This is a genomic window from Halobellus clavatus (genome assembly GCF_900107195.1).
GTDB classification, from domain to species: domain Archaea; phylum Halobacteriota; class Halobacteria; order Halobacteriales; family Haloferacaceae; genus Haloquadratum; species Haloquadratum clavatum.
In genome coordinates, this window is record NZ_FNPB01000007.1 from 104,157 (window position 1) to 126,468 (window position 22,312).

Here is a 22,312-nt window from a genome sequence, read left to right on the forward strand (position 1 = left end):
GTCATTCCGAGGGCTTTGTCGAATTCGTTTCTGCGTCCGATAGGGTAATGAAAGTCTCCAGCGACCAACGAGTGAAATCGTGATCCACAAGCGACTCGGTTTTCCTATCGCCGAGAGCTGTAGCCGTTGACGGCTTCCACGAAATCTGAGGTCGGATGTACCTCGCCGACTTCAGCGAAAAATTAATATAATTAGTCGAGGTATGTGATAGGGTATGCCAGTGTATAGCTGCGTATGCGGAACAGCCAGTGCTAGTGAGATGACAATTGAGGGAGCAGAATAATGAGCGAATACGAACTGTTACTACACGGAGATGTATGGGACGCAAAGCGTGGACGACAACAGGAAAAGTGGGTCGCTGTCGAAGACGACACCATCGAAGGAGTGTACGACGACAAGCCCGGATCTGCTGAGACCGTCAAAGAGGTCGAACTTCTCACGCCCGGACTGATCGACCTCCACGTCCACCTCGTGTGGGACGGTACTGGCGATCCGGTCGAAACCCTCAGGCGACAGTCCGAACAGGAACAGACGATCCACGCCGTCGCGATGGCCCGCGAACAGGTCGAAGGCGGCGTGACGACCGTCAGAGATATCGGAAGCACACACGACATCGCCATCAGCGTCGCCGACGCCTCCCGTCGTGGAGACATCACGGGGCCGAGGATCTACGCGAGCGGCCAGACGATCATTATCAGCGGCGGTCACGATCCGTTCTGGGGGATGGAAAGCGACGGAGTCGACGCCGTACGCTCCAGCGTTCGAAAGCAGCGCGACAAGGGTGCGCGCGTGATCAAAATCAGTGCAACCGGTGGCGTGTACGGGCAGGCCGTGGGGGAGGATCCCGGGATGTCGGAACTCTCCCGCGAGGAGGTCATCGCTGCCGTCGAGGAAGCCCACCGGTTCGATATCCCCGTGGCCGTTCACGCCGTCGGGACCGAGGGGATCGAAAACTCCATCGAGGCGGGCGTAGACACCCTCGAACACGGAAACCTGATGACGAGCGAGAGCCTGGAGCGGATGGTAGAGAAGGATATCGCGTACGAACCGACGCTCTACATCTACAAGACCGTGGCCGAAGGGGAGGGAGACATTCCACAGTACGCCTACGAGAACGCACAGCGGGTGTCGGAACGTCACTGGGAGGTCTTCGAGGAAGCGATCGAAAGCGACGTTCGTATTCTGGCGGGAAGTGACGCCGGATCGCCCAACATTCCGCACCCGGCACTGCACCACGAACTGCGATGTCTGGTGGACGGTGGGATGACTGAAAAGCAGGCACTCACCGCCGCAACGAGTACACCTGCAGAAGAGATCGACCGCCCCGAATTGGGCGTCCTAGAGGAGGGGACTCCGGCGGACATCGTCGGCTTCTCCGACGACCCGTTCGAGGATATCGACGTCACCGGCTCGCCCTCGGTGGTCGTCGCAGACGGAGACGTGGTGACGGAATAGGGAAACCGAGCCTCTCTCGGACTCGGTATCGCCACGTACGTCCGTATCGTCCCGGTAACTTGGATCGGACAATTCGGCGGAAGCGGGTGGTCGCCGAAACTGATTTTCCGATAGCACCGTTGGCTTGAGCCATAGATTTATTAACCTTGATGTGCCTTGTCATCACAAGATGGCGAGTGCATCCTACACAGAGACAGTCAGTGATTGGTCCATAGGTGGGGCCCTACGGTACGGCTACGGAAAATTTTCGTCAGTGACGTCGTTACGTGCTGTTCTCATCGCCTACGCGATACTGATTGCCGTGTATATCTACACTCCTATCATCTCGCTCATCGCCTTCTCGTTCAACGAAGGAGGTCTGACTTTCCCGTTTGTCGCTGTCACGACCTCGTGGTACGCCGAACTGTTCGCAAACGAGGCAGTGATGGCCGCGATCGTGCGATCGCTCAAAGTGGCGCTCGTAGTGACTGTGCTAACGACCGTACTGAGTACTGCAACGGCGCTCGCGTACCGCTACGAGTTCAGGGGACGGAAGACAATTCTCTACGTGCTTCTGTTGGGAATCATCACACCCGGTATCACGTACGGGGTCGGCGCGACTTTGTTCTTCAACGAATTACTGGGGTTGGACAAGAGTCTGTGGCTAGCGATTCCGGTTCACGTGGTCTGGGCGCTCCCGTTCGCCGTCATCGTACTCCTTGCGGGTATCCCGCCGCATCTAGCCCGTAACGAGCAGGCGGCTCGGGTGATGGGGGCGTCGAACTGGACGGTGTTCCGGGAGGTGATCCTTCCGCAGATCGGGCCTACTGTACTCGGAGCGGCCGTCTTCGCGTTCACGCTTTCGTATAACGAGGCCACCCGGAGTCTCCTCGTCGTCGGACAGTCAAACACGATGCCCATCCAGATCTTCAGTATCGCGGCTTCGAAGAGAGCGACCCCGGAACTGTTCGCACTCGGCAGTTTCACGACCGTTATGTCGACGCTGTTGCTCATCGGAGCGAGCCTCTTAATCTTCTATGGCGGTCGTAATTGATCGCCTCTGCGGATCAGCGTAATCCCGTCAGTGCCGTCCATAATTGATCCGCTCGACACGACATCCGAAAAATTTATTATGTAGGTACCTGTGGCATAGACTGTCGAACATATTGAGACACTATGACAGAGAGTACTATTCGCATTGGCGCAGACGTCGGTGGAACGAACACCGACATCATCCTCGTCGACGGCACTGAAGAGCATACATACAAACTCCCCACGACTGATGACCCCTCGAAATCTACGGCGGACGGGGTCCTCGAGGTATGTGAACGTGCTGGTATCGCCCCCGAGAAGGTCGACAGCGTCCTGCACGGGACCACGGTGGGGACGAACGCTGTGATAGAGCACGAGGGTGCGAAAACCGGTATGATAACCACGGAGGGGTTCCGAGACACGATCCATATCGGACGGCACCGGAAGTCCCACACGTTCTCGGTACAGCACGAGATCAAACATCAATCGGACCCGCTCGTGGACCGTCGCTACCGCAAGACGGTCAACGAACGGATCTATCCGCCGGGGAAAGTCGTCGAGCCGCTAGACGAGTCGGAGGTTCGTGAAGCGGCCGCGGAACTGGTCGACGAGGGCGTCGAATCCATCGCCGTCTGCTACCTCCACTCGTACCTGAATACGGCACACGAAGACCGTACGAAGGAGATCATCCAAGAGGAATTCCCGGACGTCTTCGTCTCGACATCCAACGAGGTCGTGGCTCAGTTCCGCGAATACGAGCGCTTCTCGACGACAGCCATCAACGCGCGTATTGCTCCGGTGATGTCGAGTTACCTGGACCGGTTACAGGAGCGACTCGACGACTACGGGTTCGAGGGCGCAGACGTACTCATCATGCAGTCCAACGGCGGAGTAGCGAGTATCAGAGAGGCCAGTCAGCGGCCGGTGACGACGCTCCTCTCGGGGCCCGCAGCGGGTGTGCTTTCCGGACAGTACACCGGCAAATCGAGCGACGAGGAGAAAATCATCACGTTCGATATGGGCGGCACGAGTGCGGATATTTCCGTCTTGCCCGGACGCCTCCTGGAGCGCGATCCGCGTGATAGCGAAATCGGCGAGTATCCGGCCATCACCCCGATGCTGGACATCGAGGCCATCGGTAGTGGTGGTGGCTCTATCGCCTGGTTCGATGGGGCACAGGGCTTCAACGTCGGACCGAAGAGCGCCGGTGCAAACCCCGGTCCCGCGTGTTACGGGCGGGGGAACGACGAACCGACGATTGCCGACGCCCAGGTCGTGCTCGGACGCATTGATCCGGAAACGTTCCTCGGGGGCGAACTCGACATCGATCCCAACCTCTCCGAGCAGGCGATTCAAGACAAACTCGTCGATGCAGTCGATCAAGAGAGATTCAGTACCGTCGAGAAAGCAGCACTTTCCGTACTCGACGTCGCAAACAGCAATATGTACCAGTCGGTTCGCGAGCAGACGATGCAACGAGGGTATGACCCTCGCGAATACTCGCTCGTCGGATTCGGTGGTGCAGGGCCGATGCACACGGTCGACCTCGCCGAAGAACTCGATATCTCCAAGGTGCTGATTCCACCGTCGCCCGGGATCGGCTCCGCACGGGGACTTATGACAGGCGACATTCAGTACGACAACCAGGTTACGCTGAGCAAGCGTCTAGAGAACGTCGACGGGGATGAACTCGAAGACCGTATCGAATCGTTGACCCAGCGCGGTGCCGAGCAGCTACGCTCTGACGGAATCGACGTCGAAGAGGACGCGATCTTCCGGAAGTCAATCGACTGCCTGTACGAAGGACAGGGGTACGAGCTCAACATCGAATACACGGGAACCGACGGCGACTGGCGGTCGCGGATCCGAGACCAGTTCGAGGAGAAGCACAAACAAGAGTACGGGCACTACTTCGAGAACGACCCCGTCGAAGTCTTGAACCTCCGTGTCGCGGCGTCGGCCAACAGCGTGGAGTACGACCCCGTCGAGATCGAAAGCGGATCCGAAGATCCATCTCACGCCGAGACGAAGTCCCATCCGGTCTCCTTCGGAACGTCGCTCGAACCCGAAGAGTACGAAACACCGAGATACGACCGTGAGGACCTTCGAGCGGGTAACCGAATCGAGGGGCCTGCCATCGTCGACGAATTCGACAGCACTGTAGTCATCAATCCGGAGTGGGAGGCCGAAGTCCTCCCGAGCGGAGCGCTCCGGATAACCCGTTGAGGTGCGCGTTGCCTCTGGGACCGAGGCCCTCGTCCGTCGTTGTGAGACCGTGCCTGCTGCCAAGATTGGGATAACCCGGTGACACTCAGACCGTTCGTATGCCCCGATATCCCGAAGACGAATCAGGGTACACATTCCGGTGTGAAGACTGTGGCACGATTATCCCGCCATTTCAGGGCTTGTATTGGATCTGTGATCGTCGCGAGCGAGACGGAGAGATGATCGATCTTCCGCGTTGTCCTGAATGTGGCGCCCACGAAATCTGTGCGGTCCGGGATTCCTGACGCTCTTTTGCTTCGGCGGAGGACCCATCGTCCGTTTGGCCAGCCAAAGATTTATTCCTCTGTACCGAGGGGTACCACTCGTGTAGATGGAGTCGAACCCCACAGTCCAGTCAGGAGGCCGTCCCGACGATGCCGAACACTCGATCACGTTCCCCCACGCGAATATCACGGCCATCGACGCGATATCGGGGGTGTTCAGATCGACAGTCGGCCCACAGTCTATGGACGTACTGCTGCTCGATACACCTTCGACGGGGACCGGCGGCGACACGGAATTGGAAGTCGACGACTACGCTGTAACCGGGGATGGTGCACACCTCCTGCAGTCGCTTTCGATACAACATCCGGTCGGTGAGCTACTAGAGCGCTCTATCGGACCGTACCGACCGGGTGATACAGACATCGATGGGAAGGACATCTTTGACGGCGTCAGCTCGAAGGTCCTCTTTGCGAACGCGCTGCTCACGAATTCCATCGATCTACTGGAACAGGGAGTGCACCCCCAAGAAATCGTCAGTGGCTTCAAATCAAGTCTGAAAGTCGCAGAGGATACGCTTCGTTCGTCCTGCATCACCCCTGAAGGGAACCAGGGAGGTACTGCCGCTGACGCGGCCCGGACAGCACTCACGGGGAACGATTTCGGAAAGATGCGGGACGAGATCGCGGATCTCGCTGCTGCTGCCGCCGAAGAGATCGGTGAGCCGAACGAGCGAACGTTCGACGTCACGACGGTGAGACACGGATCGATACGCGACAGTCGGTTGATCGAAGGGACCGTCCTGGACCGGAATACTGTGGTTCGTCAGGATATGCCTCGACGTGTCGATGATGCGAGTGTACTGTTGCTGGGGGGACACGATCAGGGTGGGTTACAGGATCCGGACATCGTGGACGACTTCGAGGTCGAACTGGAGTCGCCGGAAACGATCGGCACCTTCGAACGAATGGCAGCAAACCAGCGACGGGACCTCGTCGATCAGATTGTCCAGGCCGGTACCGACGTCGTAGTCACGCAGATGGGGATAAACAGTCACTATCAGCAGTTGTTGGCTGATCACGGGATTATGGCGATTCGGCGCGTCCATCCTCGCAATCTACAGCGACTGTCTTTGTCGACTGGAGCGAATGTCGTGAAAGCCAACCACGACGTCGACTCGAAACATCTCGGCCGCTGCGACACCGTCGTGGAGCGGGAAATCGAACAGCGAAAGCACCGTCGAAAGCACAGGCGCATCGTCATTTTCGAGGGTTGTACCGATCCCGATTCAGTCACGATGCTCTTGTGTGGGACGTTCGGACCGCTCGAATCGCAAGTGCCGCGCCAAGTCCGAAAAGCGGTGCTGGCGGCCGCACAATCGACGAGAGACGGGCCTTCGGAAGGCGTCGTTCCAGGCGGCGGAGCCACAGAAATGGCGATCGCACGCCGAATTAAACGTGAGGCAAAGACGCACGACTCGAAAAGCCAGCTCGCGATGAACGAGTACGCCTCAGCTCTCGAAAGTCTAGTAGAGTCGCTCGTCGCCAACGCCGGGATGGATCCGCTTGCCACTGTCGCAGATCTCCGAAGAGCGAATCGAACGGACTCGAACGTCGGCGTCGTTCTTCCCGAGGGGGACATCACCGATACGCTTGAAGCCGGGGTCGTCGATACGATTCCGACGAAAAAGAACGTCTACAGGAGTGGTACCGACCTAGCGGCGTTAGTACTTCGTGTCGATGATGCCATAGATGCCACGTTCGAGGGGAACACGGTGGATACGGGCGACGCAATCTACCAGGAGCCGGCGGAGCAACATCAGGAACACGTCGAAGAAACCGGTTCCCCGACTGTCTGGGAATGATCCCGAAGGAATCGAGTCTGTTCTGACGGGAATTCGAAGAAGTACTGAACCGCTAGCCACGGGCAAGTTCTGTAATATCCACTCTGCGAAGAGAGAGATAGACGATCCCGAATATGACGATCAGCAGCATAAGCGAGAGCGCAGATGCGGCGGGATAGTCGAGTCCTTGGTTCACTGTCGTATAAATTAGCGTAGAAACCGTGCTGCTCCCGCCACTGAGGAACTGCGGAACAGCGAAATTGCCGATCGAAAGGACAAACACGAAGATCGCTCCGATCACGACGCCCGGGAGGCTGAGTGGCCAAGTCACGTTTTTGAACGTCGCTATCGGACTGCCTCGCAGCGTTTCCGAAGCATCCAGTAATCCCTCATCCACCTGTGTGAGAGCGATGTAGATCGGAGCAGCCATAAAAACCACGTAGTTCTGTAAGTATCCCAGAATCTGGGAGACAGGTGAGAAGAGTAGCCAAGAGAGCGGTTGGTCGATTAAACCTGCCAGTAATAGCAGCTGATTGATCACGCCCTCCTTTCCGAGAACCGGAATCCACCCCAGGGTTCGAATAACCCCCGACGTCCAAAACGGGATGATGAGGAACAGTAACAGAATGATTCCGCCATTCTGACTGGTATGGAACCGAAGGTAGTACGCCAGCGGATACCCGAAGACGAGAGTGATGAGCGTCACAACCGCTCCGGTGAATAGCGTCTCGACGAGTACTTGACGGATCGTATCAGACGTGATGACGCTGATCCAGGGCTTAAGCGTGAAGGTATGCTCTATCGAGAACGAACTGTAGGTGAGGAAACTGTAGTAACTGATGACTCCGAGCGGGATAAGGAGGAATACGCCGAACCAGAGCACCGAGGGCCCAGCCAGGAGGTACGATTCGTGGATCGATATGGAATCACGTGATATCTTTTTCATAGTATCCAGTAGGTGGTCTCTGTTTGTTGATATCGCTTCTTACGCACTCTGGAAGTCCCGCCAGCGGTCCAGCATATATTCCGCATTATCGGGCCAGATCTGGAAGAACCCGATACGGTCGATTCGCTCCTCGATCGAACCGCAGTCCCTCTTTTGACCGTCGGATGCGGGCGTGCCCTCTTCAGATGACCAGTCGTACGATTGGGGGTCGAACAGCGCCGGGTCATCGATCGATTCGTAGGTCCGTTTGCCTTCGTAGGCCCAGTCATAGTATTCGGGACCCATCCCCTCTCCGCTGCTGTCGGACCCGTCACGAACCAGTTCCTTGTTCGGGTAGTGCGGGACTGAGTATCCCCAGTTTTGTATGTATCCTGGGAACCACGCGCCGAGGTGGACATCGTTGTACAGAGAGTGGACGCCCTCGAGATTATTCCGATCGGACGCCCCCGGTTTGAGCGGTGCCATCCCAACGTACCAGAACCGATAGCCCTGTGTCCCTTCGCTCATCGTCGCGTACTCACACGGCGTACCAGAACGGCGGACGTCGAGGGCTGCCGGCTGCCAAAGGTCACCGAGGACTGCCTCCTCGCCGGCCATCAAATTGACCGAGTTACCGTAGGCGGTCCACGTCGATCTGAACTGTCCGTTCGACTTCTGTTCGACCAGATAATCGATAACCGTGTCGAGTTGGTCCTCCGTGGGGTTGTTTAGCTTGCCGACTGATCCGTCGATCTGATCGTTGTCGAGGAGGTGCATCATCGTCTGCGGAATCTGGATGGGGGCAGCACCGTTGACGAGCACCTCACCCTCGTATTGGTCGTCGAACAATGCGCTCCACTTCGATACGTCGTCGACATACTTCGGGTTGTAGCCAATCGCGTCGAAGTTATACGCGTACGGCGGGAGCCGAAGGGTGCCCTCTGACTTGCTCTCCCACACCTCCTGATCGATCGTCTCCGTCTGTTCTTCCAACTGCGGAATCCGCTCGCTGGGGTTCAAAAAGAGATCCGAGATGGCGCTTTCCGACCAGTTATCCAGATCGGCCGTGTCTAACTCGTGGCTGGCATCGTTATCCACAGTAAGAGCCGATGCGGTCGAGGTGTCCAACGAGAACACGTCCATCGATTCCCGCCCTCCACTCAGGACCTGTTGCTGAACAGTCGCTCCGGTAGCCGTGGTCAATTCTATTTCGTTCCCGGTCACCTCTGTGTACTTTTCACCCTGACCGTCTCTGACCCCGTAGGCGGGGCCAATCCATTGGAGTGATGAGCCGCTACTACTGGTCCCCCCTTGATCACCCTCACTGTCGGTACTGTCCTGGCCATCGCCACCAAAACAACCGCTCAGTCCAGCTGTGGCTGCAGCCGCGCTACTGTACTTGACAAAGTTTCGCCTGCTGAGTGCTTCTCGCATGGCTTCCCCTAACACATTTCATTCGAGGCATATAAATGCACCGGATGATTTCATATGATACCCTTGTACTCATAGAGAAAATATAAACCGAGGACAGGTGAGGCCTGGTTGGGATAGGTTTACCACCCTCTTCGAAATCATATTTTGTATTATACTAATGAGGGACTATTATATATTGGAACAACGAACGTGAGGCTATGGCGGATCAATCAGTGATCAGCATAGATTCGTTGCGTAAGCAGTTCGCCGACGAACTCGTCTTGGATCGCATCGATCTCTCGATTAACGACGGGGAGTTCTGCGTAGTAATCGGGCCCAGCGGCTGTGGAAAGAGCACCTTGTTGAAATGCATCGCCGGGGTTACAGATCCGGATTCGGGAGAGATACATCTCCGTGGGAAGAATGCTGAAGCCACACCCGCCAGAAACCGAAATATCGGTCTCGTGTTTCAGGAGTTCGAGGAAACCCTGTTCCCACACAAAACCGTCGAGGAGAACATCGCCTTCGGTCTCAAACAGAAGGCAGAACCGCCATCGGAAGACCAGATCGGAGACCAAATCGACGAAATGCTCGACCTACTCGCGATTTCGCACACCAAGTCGAGTTATCCAGACGAGCTAAGTGGCGGGCAACAACAGCGCGTCGAGTTGGCCCGTCAACTCGTTCGCGACTGTGATATCACGTTGTTTGACGATCCACTAGCGGATCTGGACTACAAACTCCAGAAACGGATGGAGATCGAAATGCGGAGACTGCACAAAGAGCTGGAGAGCACGTTTTTATACGTGACGCACAACCAGGATCAGGCACTGAAACTCGCGGACAGACTGATCGTGATGAACGACGGTGTCATAGAACAGATCGGGACGCCCGAGGAAGTGTACACGAATCCAGCGAACGCGTTTGTCGGCCGATTTGTGGGGGATTCCAATCTTCTGACGGGCAACGTGGTACAGAGGGCCGATTCAGAAATACGGGTCGAAACGCCAGTTGGCGAACTCGGCGTCTCGAACGACGGAGACCAGCCAGCGATGGATTCCGAGGGGGTCGTACTAATTCGACCGGAAGATATCGGTATCGGAGACGGCGCTGCGAGATATCGAAACGAGGTGGACGTCGTCCTCGAAGGAAAGACGTACACTGGAGAGATCACCGAGTATTCGGTCTCGGCATCCGGACACAGAGACGAACTACAAGTCGTAAAGCCCGGCAAACCGGACAAGATAGGCGATAAGAAGGAGACGAAGATTGGCTTCGATCCAGACGCGGCCCAGTTCTTCGAAGAGATAAGCGTCACCGGAGAGATGCAAGTCAGTGATCTGTTAGAGGCAGAACAATGAACGAAACAAGCGACCTGTCGACCCAGTCCGAACAACCAGAACAAACCGAGTCCAGAGGAACCATGCTCGACGTTTCCGGACTCACCAAAATATACCCCGACGGGACACTCGCAGTCGATGGTATCGACTTCACTGTCGACGCCGGCGACTTTTGTGTCATTATCGGCCCGAGCGGCTGTGGGAAATCGACGACGCTTCACTCACTCGTCGGCAACCTCGACGTGACGTCTGGGACAATAAGTCTCGACGGGACTGACATCACCGACCAGCCCACACATACTCGGGACATCGGCCTCGTCTTCCAAGATTTCCAGCTCTTTCCGCACCTTACTGTCGCAGAGAACATCGTGTACGGCCTGGAGCAAATGGGCCTCGACGACCAAGAGAAACGCCGACGGACGGAACGCCTCTTGGAGATGATGCAGTTGGAGGAACTCGCTGATCGCGATCCGGAGGAACTCTCAGCGGGTCAAAAACAGCGGGTAGCGCTTGCACGGAGTCTCGTCCTCGAGCCCAAACTACTGCTGTTGGACGAGCCGCTGGGAGATATGGATTACAAACTACAAAAGCGAATGGAACGGGAATTACTTCGCATCCACAGAGAGTTCGATACGACCTTTATATATGTCACACACGACCAGACGCAGGCGATGAGGCTCGCTGATCAAATTATCGTAATGAACGACGGGCAGGTGGAACAATCCGGTTCGGTTGCGGAGATCTATAATTCACCGAATACCGCTTTCGTCTCGGCGTTTGTGGGGGATTCGAATACGTTCACCGGAACGCTTGAGAAGGAAACCACCGACAGCAGCGTAACCATCAATACCGAACTCGGCTCGTTCACAGCCTCACCTGATAATCTCCATTCGCCCATCAGTGAGGTTATTGAATCTGAAATGTCTTTTTTGGTTCGACCGCAGCATCTGGAACTCTCCGATGAACACGAAAATACGCTCGAATGCGCGGTACAAGACGTGATTTGGAACCCTGGGTCGAGTACGCAGGTGTTGTTGGATGTACGAAGGGACGATGCCAGCAAGGAACTTCGTCTGAAGTCGTGGGAGTTGTCCACCGTTCCGGAGGGAGATGTACGAGTGAGTTGGAAGCCGGAACACACGATCCTCCTCGAGCAGACGAGCGTGGTAGAGGGAATCGATCTGGAGAAGGACATACTGGGTAGTTAATGGCGTACGACAGCATTCAAAAGTAGCAGATCTATGCTTTTTAGTAGTTGATCTGTTCGTTTTTCATCGTCTGAATGTTGACTTCGATGACGTTCGCAGCGCTGGTGACGAGAGCAGGGACTCTCTCGTGAAATTCGTCCCCTTGCAGCCTGCTCGTCGGTTTAGTGAGACTTATGGCTCCGATTACAGTCTCGTTTTCATCCAAAATTGGAGCGCCCACCGCCCGAGTACCAAATATTTCCTCTTCATCGTTCTGTGCGTACCCCTGTTCTCGGATCGTTTCTAATTCGTCGAAGAGCTTGTTTCTGGAAGTTATTGTTTTTTCAGTTCGCTGTGGGAGTCCCGATTTCTCAATGATCTCTTCTACACGAGCCTCCGGAAGATATGCTAGCATAGCCTTTCCGTACGCCGAACTGTGTAAATACCCCGTTTGCTCCAGTTTTTTTTCGAAATACTCTTTACCCACAGCATTCTGCCCACGAACCTCGTGCAGGTAAATGAGTTCTCCGTGTTCCTCGGTGACCAGATGAACGTATTCGTCGGTTTCTTCAGCCAACCGCTCGACTTCGGATCGCCCTGCTTTGAAGAGGACGTTGTTTCGTTTCACGAACTCCCCGAGACTCAGAAAGTGAAGTCCTAGATGGTATTTTTCGTCCTGTTTGACCACGTACTTTTGCTCCACCAGCGTAGCAAGGTGGGTGTAGACCGTTCCTTTTGGCATATCGAGGTGGTTCGCTAACTCTGTAACGCCCGCTCCCTGCAGCTTTTCCAGCGTGTGAATTATCTCCCAGCTGGTCGCAACGGTTTTCATCGTCCGTGGTGAGGATGGTTTCGTCATTTGCAAACGCATACCACACGAAGAAGTTTAAAACTATTTATTTAATCAGGCACCAGGGGTGGAAATATCCAGTCTACTGAACTTATTCTTGTATTCGTCCATAATATCGTTTCCCGTCCCTATTTTTTAGCTAAGATGCCTTCTCTGTGTGGACAGTTTGTGTGCTTATACCAAACAAATACCTTCGAATAGTATCGATCATAGTAAAACACAGGGCCTCTCCGTTGATCGTACCAGAATGAAGCGGCAGATAGTGGATATGACCGATATGATTCGCGCTGGGAGGAGCAGCTATTACAAATCTATGTTTGTAATTTTAGCTGCTCTTTGTGAGGCATCTGATCTTCTGACCCAGATATTGTTTTATTATTCCAAACACCTACAAGGCCCCGGACGCTAGCAATTCGGACTCCAGTAGCGACCGCCCAGAAAGTACCGAGTTACGAAGATCAACCCGTCTACCGTATCGAATTCACCCCCGATACATTGTTACATGGGTCTACCGTCACGGAGGAAAACGGATTTGCGTTGAACGCCTTCCGACAGAGCGAGGGCTGGATCGAACGATGGCAGCTTCCCGATCACGAGTCTCCTCGGGAAACTCTGGGACTTCGCGGACGAACAGTCGTTTATGTTCGAGATTCGCAAAATTCATCAGGTGTCTAACTACGTGAATGGCGAGAATAGCGGACTCATCAAAAAACAGCAGGAACTACTGGCTATCGCCTATTCAAACGGGTACTTTGACAAACCACGCGAGATGACGCTCCAAGAGATCGCCGAGGAACTCGACATATCGACGTCTGCTGCAAGCGGTCGCCTTCGGAGGGGCGTAAAAAAGCTCATTGACCTTTCGGATGTCGATACGGCGATCGAACCGGTCGTCGAATAACGAGTTTGTGACGTCCACGGGTGCGGCTCACGGGGTGTGCGTCTCCATTCACTCGATCGAGACGTCGCGCGATCAGGCTCCGGACCGCTCTGGTTTCCCGCCGGACGGTCGATGCGTCCACGATTGGAATAGTCGATGAGCCAACCGTAGCGTTGAATAGAGTCAGTATCGATGCAATACCCATCAGTGCAAGAAATCGTGAAGAGCGTCCTGACGGACCCGTTTGCGGGGATGAACACGATCGGACTGGTCGCGTTCGCCTTCGTCGGGTCCGTAAAGGCGATACGCGAACAGTTTGACCTGTTTGGAGTAGCCGTCGTCGGTCTCGCGACTGCCTTTGTTGGCGGGACGACCCGCGACGTTCTCGTCAACCGAGTTCCGCTGTCGTTGAGCTCACTCGGCGAGATAAGCCTCGGAATACTTGGCGTGGTTCTCGCGGTCGGATTGAACATCGTCCTCAACTCCCCGGACGATCATCCGGTGACGATGCTCGCAGACGCCGTCGGACTTGGTGCCTTCGCGACCGCGGGCGCGATCGTGTCGACGCAGGCCGGTCTCTCGAGTTTCGGAGTGGTCGCGATCGCCACGATCAACGCAGCCGGCGGTGGGGCGTTCGCGGATCTTCTGTTGGATCGATCTCCGTTTATTCTCGTGACAGACTTCTACGCCAGTTGTGCGGTGCTGGGCAGTTGCACCTACTGGGTCGTTACGACTGCGCTTACAACTGACGGCATCGCTGCGGCACTCTGTGCGGCAGTTACCGTCGGGACGCGATTGGCCGCGGTCAACCGCGGCTGGGAACTCCCGACTGCCCAATCACTGGAGGAACTACTGCTCAGATTCGACGGCGATTGATGATTCTGTATCACTAACGGGAGGGACAACCGTCGAAAGGTCACGAAAGAACAGTATGGATGCGCCGTCGGGCGTTCACCGGGACTCGATTTCTCGTTCGATCTGAGTGACTGTCTCGCTCAACTCCGGGACGATCTGCTCCTCGGAGAGGCGATACGGCGGTCCCGACACGTCGAGCGAGCCCAGCACACTCCCGTCAGGGTTCGTGATAGCCATTCCGACCGCCATCAGTCCTTCGAGGGCCTCCTGGCGGTTGAGCGAGTACCCCCGGTCGCGGGTCCGCTCCAGTTCCTCGTAGAGTTCCTCTGTACTTTGGATCGTGTTCTCAGTCTCCGCTGGGAGGCCCCACCGATCCAGTACCTCATCGACGCGCTCGCGGGACCACTCCGCGAGCATCGCCTTGCCGCTCGCAGAGTTGTGCATATGGAAGTACCGTCCCACTTGGAAGCCCTCCTTCGCGGGGTCGTTGTTCTCGTCGAAGATGATGACCGACCGACCGTGCTCGGTGATTGCGAACGCGACCTCTTCGTTGAGTCGATTGCTCAGTTCGTGGGCGTGCCGTCGTACGATCTCGTACTCCGGCTTCCGGTGTCTGGCTTGCTCGCCGAGGTGGAAGAACTTGATCCCCAGATGGAATTCGTTCCCCTCCTTCATAACGAGTTCTCGGTTGGCAAGCGTCGTCAGGTGCGCGTGAACTGTGCTGTTGGCCAGATCCAGTTCTGCGGCGATCTCACTCATCCGGGCTCCCTCCAGTTGATTGATCACGTCGACGATCCGGAGCGAGGTGGCTGTCGTCGTCAGTTCGCGTCCGTGTTCGGGCATAGTCGAGTGTTTGCGAGGAGGATTTATAAATATTCACGAGAGGCGAATTTTAACCGCGCTTCGGAGCCTGATTCCGGGAAACGGTGGGCCTCCACGTACCAGAGAATTGTATTCTCATCGCCAGCCGTTCGATAAATTCCCGATTGGATTGCTACTCGGGAATTAGACCGGAATGTACGCATTCTCGATTTCGCAGAAGCGAAATCCGTCTCGGGAGCAACGAACCGGAGGCAAACGACCGGGGGGCGCTCGAACCGCTATCTGAGTCAAATATACCTCCAAACGCGCTGAAAGCGCGTATCTGGTGCAGTCGCCGAACCTAGTCGTTCGATACTGGCGCAGGCGGGGGCTATCTCTCTGCGACTGGCATTCACACATAGCGAAATAGTGCGAAACAGAATAAAACGTTCAGGTAATTATCTGAGTAAAAAACGCATAAATACTTGCAGTTGTATAATGAAGGTTGTGTCATCCAAACGAACACCGCTGTATGAATCTCACTCTCGGGCGGGAGCAGACTTCACTGACTTCGGCGGGTGGGAGATGCCGGTCTCGTTCGACTCCATCCAGGAGGAACACCGGGCCGTTCGAGACGACGTCGGGCTGTTCGACGTGAGTCATATGGGACAGATCGCTGTCGACGGGGGCGAAGCACAGACGTTGTTGCAGCAGCTCACCCCGAGTGACATACGAAGTCTCGATCCAGGCGAGGCACTATACTCGTGTTTTCTCCAGGCTGACGGCATCATACTCGACGACATCGTCGTATACGATCACCCGGAGGCCAGCGAGTACGTCGTCGTTCCGAACGCCGGACACGACGAGGAGCTGGATGATCAACTGCGCGAGTACGCCGACGGCTGGGACCTCGACGTCTCCCTCGAGAACCGAACGACGGAGACCGGAATGATCGCGGTACAGGGGCCCGAAGCCGTAGACCGGGTTGCCGAAGCGGCAGATAAACGGATCGAAGAGTTGGATCCGTTCACCGTGACGGAGACATCGCTCGGCGACGTCGAGTGTCTCGTGGCCCGCACGGGATACACCGGTGAGGACGGCGTCGAGATCCTGTTTTCCGGAAGCGATGCCGAAGAGATCGATCGGCTGTTCGACGACGTTCAGCGCTGTGGGCTCGGAGCCAGGGACACGCTCCGACTCGAAGCTGGACTGTTGCTCTCCGGACAGGACTTCGACCCGGAGGGCGAACCGCACGACCCCTTCGAGGCCGGTATCGGATTCGTCGTCGATTTCGACGACGGAGACTTCGTCGGCCGGTCGGCCCTGGAACAAGTCCGAGACGACGGGGTCGACGAACGGATCGTCGGACTGCGCCTCGAGGAGCGAGCGATTGCCCGCCACGGATACGATATGCTCTCCGACGGCGCCCCTATCGGTCGGGTGACGAGCGGGACGATGAGTCCCACGCTCGGAATCCCGATCGCCCTCGGATACGTCGACGCCGAGTACGCCGATCCCGGCACCGAAATCGCCGTGTCGGTCCGCAACCGGTCCGTCGACGCGACCGTCGTCGACACGCCGTTCCTCGAGTCGTGTGGCGAGTGACACACACTGAACCGACAGCGACGATGACGAACGACGCACACAGCAAACCCAAGAACCGATGACGTACGAGACACCCGACGACTTACAGTACACCGACTCACACGAATGGATCGACGACAGAGAGGACGTCCTGCGGGTCGGGATCACCGACTTCGCACAGGACGAACTCGGTGATGTCGTCTTCGTCGAACTACCGGACGTGGGCGAGGCCCTCGACCGCGATGCGGCCTGCGCCGTCGTCGAGAGCATCAAAGCGGTCTCGGACATCTACTCCCCAGTCTCGGGGACGGTGACCGCGACCAACGACGCCGTTGTCGACCGGCCGGAACTGCTCAACACCGATCCGTACGGCGAGGGCTGGCTCTTCGAGATCGACGGAGCGGTACCGGACGACGCGCTAGACGCGGACGAATATCGCGAGCAGATCGAATAACGACAATGCAACGAATACAACACGACGAGACGGACCAGTCAGACGAACTGAACGAATCGAGTCCCTTCGCCCCCCAGACGCCACAAGAGGTGGATACGATGCTCTCGGCGATCGGCGCCGACAGCGTCGAAGAACTGTTCGACGTCCCGGAGGCGGTCACGTTCGACGGCGACTTCGATATCGAGGCGAAATCGGAGTTCGAGGTCAGACGCGACATCGAAAATCTGCTCGGACAGAACGCCGATGGGACCGAGTTCCTCGGTCGCGGCCACTACGACCACTACGTGCCGTCGGTCGTCGACTACCTCTCGCTGCGGTCGGAGTTTCTGACCTCTTACACGCAGTACCAACCGGAGACCACGCAGGGATTCCTCCAGGCGCTTTTCGAGTTCCAGTCGATGATCGTCGAGCTGACGGGGCTCCCGGTCGCCAATTGCTCAATGTACGACGTCGCGACCGCACTCGGCGAGGCGGCCCTGCTCTCCGCGCGCGTCCGAGAGACCAGCGGATCGCGCATACTAGTGCCCGAAACCATCCGCTCGGAGCGACACAGCGTGTTGGAAAACTACGCCGACGGTGCGGAGTTGACGACGGAGACGTACCCGCTCGACGAGGGGAACACCGACCTCGACGCTCTTTCGGACCTGATCGACGAAGACGTCGTGATGGTGTACGCCGAGTCACCGACGACCCGCGGCGCGATCGAAGAGCGGTTGCCGGAGGTCGCGTCCCTCGCGGACGACCACGACGCGGCCTTCTGTCTCGGATCAGATCCCGTCGCGTTGGCGCTCCTGAAGGAACCGGCCACAGTTGGTGCGGACATCGTCATCGGTGATGCAAGCGTCCTCGGTCTCTCAGCCAGCCACGGGATGGGACTGGGTCTGTTCGCCGTCAAGCAGGCGTATCTCCGACAGGTCCCCGGACGGCTGGTGGGGGCGAGTGAAACCGCCAACGGACGGCGTGCCTACACGCTAACGCTGCAGACCAGAGAACAGCACATCCGAAAGGAGCGAGCCACCTCGAACATCTGTACGAATCAGGCGTGGGTTGCGCTCCGAACGGCGATTCACATCGCCACGCTCGGTGCGTCGGGACTGGCGGATCTCGCAGAGGACTGTGTGACGACGGCGTCGGAAGCCGCTGCTCGACTCGACGATGTCAACGGTGTCTCGGCTCCGGTCGACGACCGTCACCACTTCCGTGAGTTTGTCGCGCGCACGGAGCGTCCCGCCGCCGACGTGGTCTCCGAACTGGCGGATCGAGGCTTCCTCGTCCACGAGGCGGGCGACTTCGAGATCCAAGTCTGCGTGACAGAAACCAACAACGACGAGGTGGACGACCTGGTCGCGGCCGTCCGGGAGGTGCTCGAATGAACTACCGACAGGCCACCTGGGAGCGGGAAACCGACAGCGGCGAACCGGTCAACGAACCGCTCCTGTCCGAGAAGCGAACGGGGACAGTCTCCCACGATGACGTCGACCTCCCCGACGAGCTGGTCCGCGAGGAACTGACTCTCCCCGAACCGGCCGAACCTGAGGTCGCGAGCCACTACACCCGGCTCTCGCAGATGAACTACTCGGTCGAACACGGCCCCTATCCGCTGGGAAGCTGTACGATGAAGTACAACCCGAAGTTCACCGAGGACGTCGCCGGGCTGGACGACGGCGCGATCCATCCCGACCGCCCCGACGAGTACGCCCAAGGGACTCTCGCGGTGCTCCACGGACTCCAGGAGTATCTGGCGGAGATCGGGGGAATGGAGACAGTGACTCTGCAACCGCCCGCCGGGGCGGCAGGGGAGTTCACCGGCCTGCTCGTGGCGCGCGCCTATCACCGGTCGAACGACGAGGACGAAAAGCGGCGGGAAGTGATCGTGCCCGCGTCGGCGCACGGCACGAACTTCGCGAGCGCGGCGATGGCCGGCTACGACGTCGTGGAACTTCCGAGCAACGATGACGGGCGGGTACCACTCGAAGCGCTCGAAGAGGCCGTGGGCGATTCGACGGCGGCACTGATGCTCACGAATCCGAACACGCTCGGGCTCTTCGAACGCAACATCGCCGACATCGCCGACGTGGTGCACGACGCGGGCGGGCTGCTCTACTACGACGGGGCGAACCTCAACGCGCTGCTTGGACGGGCCCGACCCGGCGATATGGGCTTCGACATTATGCATTACAACGTCCACAAGACGTTCGCGTCGCCGCACGGCGGCGGCGGCCCGGGCGCCGGACCGATCGGCGTCGTCGAGGAACTCACGGAGTTCCTCCCCGACCCGCACGTCCGCGAGGCCGAAGACGGGTCCTTCGAGTTCTACGAGCCCGAAGAGAGTATCGGGAAGGTTCACGGCTTCCACGGCAACTGGCTGGTGCTCCTGAAGACCTACGCGTACATCTCTCGGCTCGGCGACGGCGGTCTGAAAGACACCTCGGCGATGGCCGTCCTGAACGCGAACTATCTCGCCTCCCAGGTCGATCTCGACATCCCGTACGGACCGTTCCACCACGAATTCGTCGCCAGTGCCGGTGACGTCGACGCGGCGGAGTTCGCGAAAGGAATGCTCGACGAGGGGGTGCATCCCCCGACGACTAAATGGCCGGAAATCGTCGATGAGGCACTGATGACCGAGCCCACGGAAGCGTTGAGCAAGGAACAGCTCGACGTGCTTGCGGCGGCGTTTACCGAGACGGACCGAAAGACGTCCGAAGAGCTCTCAGAGGCGCCCACGACGACCGCTGCGGCGCGAATCGATCAGGCGAGTGCTGCCCGGAACCCCCAGCTCTCCTGGCGAGACGTGGAGGGACACGATGAGTGAGCAGTTCGACACGGACGTCCTCGTCGTGGGCGGGGGTCCGGCGGGGTACGTCGCCGCGATTCGAGCGGCACAGTACGACCTCGACGTGACACTCGTCGAGATGGACGCCCTCGGCGGGACCTGTCTCAACCGCGGCTGTATCCCCTCGAAAGCGCTGATCTCGGCGGCGAACGTCGCTCACAACGCTCGGACGTGGTCTGAGATGGGGATCACGGCCGAGGTCGACGTCGATTTCCAGCAGATGGTCGAATGGAAGGACGATGTCGTCGGAAATATGAACCGGAGCGTCGAGAAACTCTGCAAGGCCAACCGCGTCTCGCTCGTGGACGGACGAGCGACGTTCGAGGACGAGCACACGGTTCGTGTCGAGCGGTCCGACGACAATTCGGAGCGACTCACTTTCGAGTATGCCGTGTTAGCGACGGGAAGCCGTCCGATCGAACTCCCCGGCTTCGAGTTTCATCGATCGGGCGTGCACGATGCCAAGGAAGCGCTCCAATTCGACGAACTGCCGGACAGCCTCGTGGTCGTCGGGGCGGGGTACATCGGAATAGAACTCTCGATGCTGTTCGCGAAACTCGGCGTCGACATAACCGTCGTGGAGGCCCTCGATTCGATGATGCCCGCGTTCCCGTCGGACCTGGTCGCCCCAGTTTCGTCGGCCGCTTCAGCGCTCGGGATCGAGACGAACTACGGCGAACTCGCCGCGGAGTGTCGCTCTACTGACCGGGGTGTTTCGGTCAGCACCGAAGACGCTGAGAGCGGCGAGAGGCGAGCGTACGAGGCTGATGGAGTGCTCGTCGCTGTGGGTCGGACACCGGTGACCGAGACGATGGATCTCTACCGAATCGGCCTCGAACCCAACGAGGACGGGTTCGTTCCGACGGACCGATACGGGCGCACGGACGTCGATCACGTGTTCGCTGTCGGTGACGTGGCGGGCGAACCGATGCTCGCACACGCCGGCTCGAAGGAGGGCGAGATCGCCGCTACCGAGATTGCCGGTCGAGATCCTCCGTCCGGCGACCGGGCTGTCCCCGCTGTCGCCTTCACCTCGCCGCAAATCGCGACCGTCGGTATGACCGAAGCAGAGGCCGAAGAGACCGAACACACCGTATCGACCGGGGAATTCCCGATGCGCGCCAGCGGTCGGGCGCTCACGACAGGGCATACTGACGGATTCGTCCGTCTTGTGAGCAGTGACGACGGCGTCGTGCTCGGCGGGCAAATCGTCGGGCCGGAGGCTTCCGAATTAATCTCCGAAATTACTCTCGCTGTCGAAAAGGGTCTGTCCACTGAGGAGCTTGCCGAAGTTATACACCCTCACCCGACGCTCTCAGAGGCAATCCAGGAGTCTGCAGCTAACGACCAAGCCCTCGCAATCCACACACTCAACCGCTGAAGCACTCCTGCCCGGTGGGTAGTGTTTCAGATAAGCGGATTCCATACGAAGAATCTGAGCCAGTCATCAGCTGTTTCTGGATCGATGTGGGAAAAATGGTTTGTAAACGAATCAGTTCTTAATTTCACGAAAGATATGTTCGATGCTATTGCGGTTTCCGTGGTGTTCGTATCTGAAATCGGGACCGTATCGGTGGCTGGCCTCTTTCAGCGGAATCGGCTCAGCAACGAGAAACACAGCGTCGTCGACGTAGTGTTTCCTGCGGTTCCCGAAGGAATATTTCTGCAAAAGCGTTAGTTCTCATCGGTTCAACTTTTGAAGGTTGAGACGGTAGTTGTACTTCCACAAGTATGCCAATCATCGCAAAAGTGTACTTTTCACATCCAGAGATGGCGCTGGCAGGTGTTATCGGATCACTACCAGATATAACTATCCGCGTTCTACAAGAAGTAAGCACTGACCCAGTTAGTGACAAATCGTTTTTCATTATGGAGACTGACCAGTGTGAGGTCCTTGAGCGCGAACTAGCGACCGATCATACTGTTAAATATGCTCAGCGAGTATCTCACTATGAGGAGTGGCCTGTCTACGGTATTGAATTCTCCCCTAAACGCTACTTCTGGGGTCCGAAGTGACTGAACACAACGGGTTTGCACTCACCGCGCGCCATCACCACGGTGGGTGGATCGAACGATGGCAGCTACCGGACAAAAAATCACTTCAATCTGTTTGGGAATACGCCAACGATCAGTCATTCCGATTTGAGGTACGTAAAGTACATCAGTTATCCGAGGGTACTGAGGAACCTGAGTGTGGAATGACAGATAAACAGCGGGAGGCACTTATATGTGCATATAATAGGGTTATTTCGAAAAACCTAGCGAAATCACCCTTGAGGGGGTCGCAGAGGCTTTAGATATCTCGACAACTGCAGCCAGGGGTCGGATCAAACGAGGGATGAAAAATATTATTGAATCATCTATTTCAGGGATAGAATAAATCCGCTCCGA

18 protein-coding genes and 2 pseudogenes are annotated in these 22,312 nt (G+C 57.4%); 15 read left to right on the top strand and 5 right to left on the bottom strand.

Annotation, left to right across the window (positions count from 1 at the left end; all coding sequences use genetic code 11):
• The first annotated feature begins 282 nt into the window (after window positions 1-282).
• The 4 genes from BLU74_RS11415 (at window position 283) to BLU74_RS11430 (ending at window position 6,817) form a co-directional block, all read left to right on the top strand.
• On the top strand, window positions 283-1,455 hold the full coding sequence (locus tag BLU74_RS11415) for a metal-dependent hydrolase family protein (RefSeq protein WP_089767406.1): 1,173 nt from the start codon (window positions 283-285) through the stop codon (window positions 1,453-1,455).
• 169 nt (window positions 1,456-1,624) lie between these two features.
• Complete coding sequence (locus BLU74_RS11420; RefSeq protein ID WP_089767407.1) at window positions 1,625-2,488, top strand: ABC transporter permease; 864 nt, start codon at window positions 1,625-1,627, stop codon at window positions 2,486-2,488.
• 122 nt (window positions 2,489-2,610) lie between these two features.
• The gene (locus BLU74_RS11425; protein ID WP_089767408.1) at window positions 2,611-4,692 is read left to right on the top strand and encodes a hydantoinase/oxoprolinase family protein; all 2,082 of its coding nucleotides are present in this window, start codon (window positions 2,611-2,613) and stop codon (window positions 4,690-4,692) included.
• A gap of 370 nt (window positions 4,693-5,062) precedes the next feature.
• Entirely contained in the window at window positions 5,063-6,817 is a 1,755-nt protein-coding gene (locus BLU74_RS11430) for a TCP-1/cpn60 chaperonin family protein (RefSeq protein ID WP_089767409.1), read from the top strand.
• A 52-nt stretch (window positions 6,818-6,869) separates the two neighbouring features.
• Here BLU74_RS11430 and BLU74_RS11435 read toward each other — a convergent pair whose 3' ends face one another.
• Window positions 6,870-7,742 (bottom strand): ABC transporter permease, encoded by an 873-nt coding sequence (locus BLU74_RS11435; RefSeq protein WP_089767410.1) that lies wholly within the window; start codon window positions 7,740-7,742, stop codon window positions 6,870-6,872.
• Window positions 7,743-7,781: 39 nt separating this feature from the next.
• Window positions 7,782-9,155: a substrate-binding domain-containing protein gene (locus BLU74_RS11440; protein WP_089767411.1), complete on the bottom strand. Its 1,374-nt coding sequence runs from the start codon at window positions 9,153-9,155 to the stop codon at window positions 7,782-7,784.
• 197 nt (window positions 9,156-9,352) lie between these two features.
• Here BLU74_RS11440 and BLU74_RS11445 point away from each other — a divergent pair, with 197 nt between their 5' ends.
• Both BLU74_RS11445 and BLU74_RS11450 read left to right on the top strand, forming a co-directional pair.
• Window positions 9,353-10,495: an ABC transporter ATP-binding protein gene (locus BLU74_RS11445; protein ID WP_089767412.1), complete on the top strand. Its 1,143-nt coding sequence runs from the start codon at window positions 9,353-9,355 to the stop codon at window positions 10,493-10,495.
• Entirely contained in the window at window positions 10,492-11,682 is a 1,191-nt protein-coding gene (locus tag BLU74_RS11450) for an ABC transporter ATP-binding protein (RefSeq protein WP_089767413.1), read from the top strand. The genes BLU74_RS11445 and BLU74_RS11450 overlap by 4 nt, the downstream gene beginning before the upstream one ends.
• 40 nt (window positions 11,683-11,722) lie before the next feature.
• Here BLU74_RS11450 and BLU74_RS11455 read toward each other — a convergent pair whose 3' ends face one another.
• Window positions 11,723-12,520 (bottom strand): IclR family transcriptional regulator, encoded by a 798-nt coding sequence (locus tag BLU74_RS11455; RefSeq protein WP_089767477.1) that lies wholly within the window; start codon window positions 12,518-12,520, stop codon window positions 11,723-11,725.
• A 658-nt stretch (window positions 12,521-13,178) separates the two neighbouring features.
• Here BLU74_RS11455 and BLU74_RS11460 point away from each other — a divergent pair.
• Window positions 13,179-13,412, top strand: coding sequence for a helix-turn-helix domain-containing protein (locus tag BLU74_RS11460; protein WP_175454627.1), 234 nt, complete (start codon window positions 13,179-13,181; stop codon window positions 13,410-13,412).
• A gap of 171 nt (window positions 13,413-13,583) precedes the next feature.
• Window positions 13,584-14,267 (top strand): trimeric intracellular cation channel family protein, encoded by a 684-nt coding sequence (locus tag BLU74_RS11465; RefSeq protein ID WP_245705785.1) that lies wholly within the window; start codon window positions 13,584-13,586, stop codon window positions 14,265-14,267.
• Window positions 14,268-14,342: 75 nt separating this feature from the next.
• On the opposite strand, the gene BLU74_RS11470 is transcribed toward BLU74_RS11465, so the two are convergent.
• On the bottom strand, window positions 14,343-15,089 hold the full coding sequence (locus BLU74_RS11470) for an IclR family transcriptional regulator (RefSeq protein WP_089767415.1): 747 nt from the start codon (window positions 15,087-15,089) through the stop codon (window positions 14,343-14,345).
• 465 nt (window positions 15,090-15,554) lie between these two features.
• Between BLU74_RS11470 and gcvT the strand changes: the two genes are divergently transcribed.
• Genes gcvT through lpdA form a run of 5 tightly spaced genes read left to right on the top strand, consistent with a single transcriptional unit; the run spans window position 15,555 to window position 21,302 of the window.
• On the top strand, window positions 15,555-16,652 hold the full coding sequence (gcvT, locus tag BLU74_RS11475) for a glycine cleavage system aminomethyltransferase GcvT (RefSeq protein WP_089767479.1): 1,098 nt from the start codon (window positions 15,555-15,557) through the stop codon (window positions 16,650-16,652).
• A 58-nt stretch (window positions 16,653-16,710) separates the two neighbouring features.
• Window positions 16,711-17,085 (top strand): glycine cleavage system protein GcvH, encoded by a 375-nt coding sequence (gcvH, locus tag BLU74_RS11480; RefSeq protein WP_089767416.1) that lies wholly within the window; start codon window positions 16,711-16,713, stop codon window positions 17,083-17,085.
• 5 nt (window positions 17,086-17,090) lie between these two features.
• Window positions 17,091-18,458: an aminomethyl-transferring glycine dehydrogenase subunit GcvPA gene (gcvPA, locus tag BLU74_RS11485; protein WP_089767417.1), complete on the top strand. Its 1,368-nt coding sequence runs from the start codon at window positions 17,091-17,093 to the stop codon at window positions 18,456-18,458.
• Complete coding sequence (gene gcvPB, locus BLU74_RS11490; protein ID WP_089767418.1) at window positions 18,455-19,900, top strand: aminomethyl-transferring glycine dehydrogenase subunit GcvPB; 1,446 nt, start codon at window positions 18,455-18,457, stop codon at window positions 19,898-19,900. The genes gcvPA and gcvPB overlap by 4 nt, the downstream gene beginning before the upstream one ends.
• Window positions 19,893-21,302: a dihydrolipoyl dehydrogenase gene (gene lpdA, locus BLU74_RS11495; RefSeq protein ID WP_089767419.1), complete on the top strand. Its 1,410-nt coding sequence runs from the start codon at window positions 19,893-19,895 to the stop codon at window positions 21,300-21,302. Before gcvPB ends, lpdA begins: the two co-directional genes overlap by 8 nt.
• Before the next feature lie 26 nt (window positions 21,303-21,328).
• Here the strand turns inward: lpdA and BLU74_RS19330 are convergent.
• Window positions 21,329-21,566 (bottom strand): annotated as a pseudogene (locus BLU74_RS19330) (IS6 family transposase); the annotation flags it as partial.
• 86 nt (window positions 21,567-21,652) lie between these two features.
• Here BLU74_RS19330 and BLU74_RS18500 point away from each other — a divergent pair.
• Together BLU74_RS18500 and BLU74_RS19590 are read left to right on the top strand one after the other, a co-directional pair.
• A complete protein-coding gene (locus BLU74_RS18500) occupies window positions 21,653-21,937 on the top strand; it encodes a hypothetical protein (protein WP_139175745.1) in 285 nt (94 codons plus the stop codon).
• 238 nt (window positions 21,938-22,175) lie between these two features.
• Window positions 22,176-22,301: pseudogene (locus BLU74_RS19590) on the top strand (hypothetical protein); the annotation flags it as partial.
• Between the last annotated feature and the right edge of the window lie 11 nt (window positions 22,302-22,312).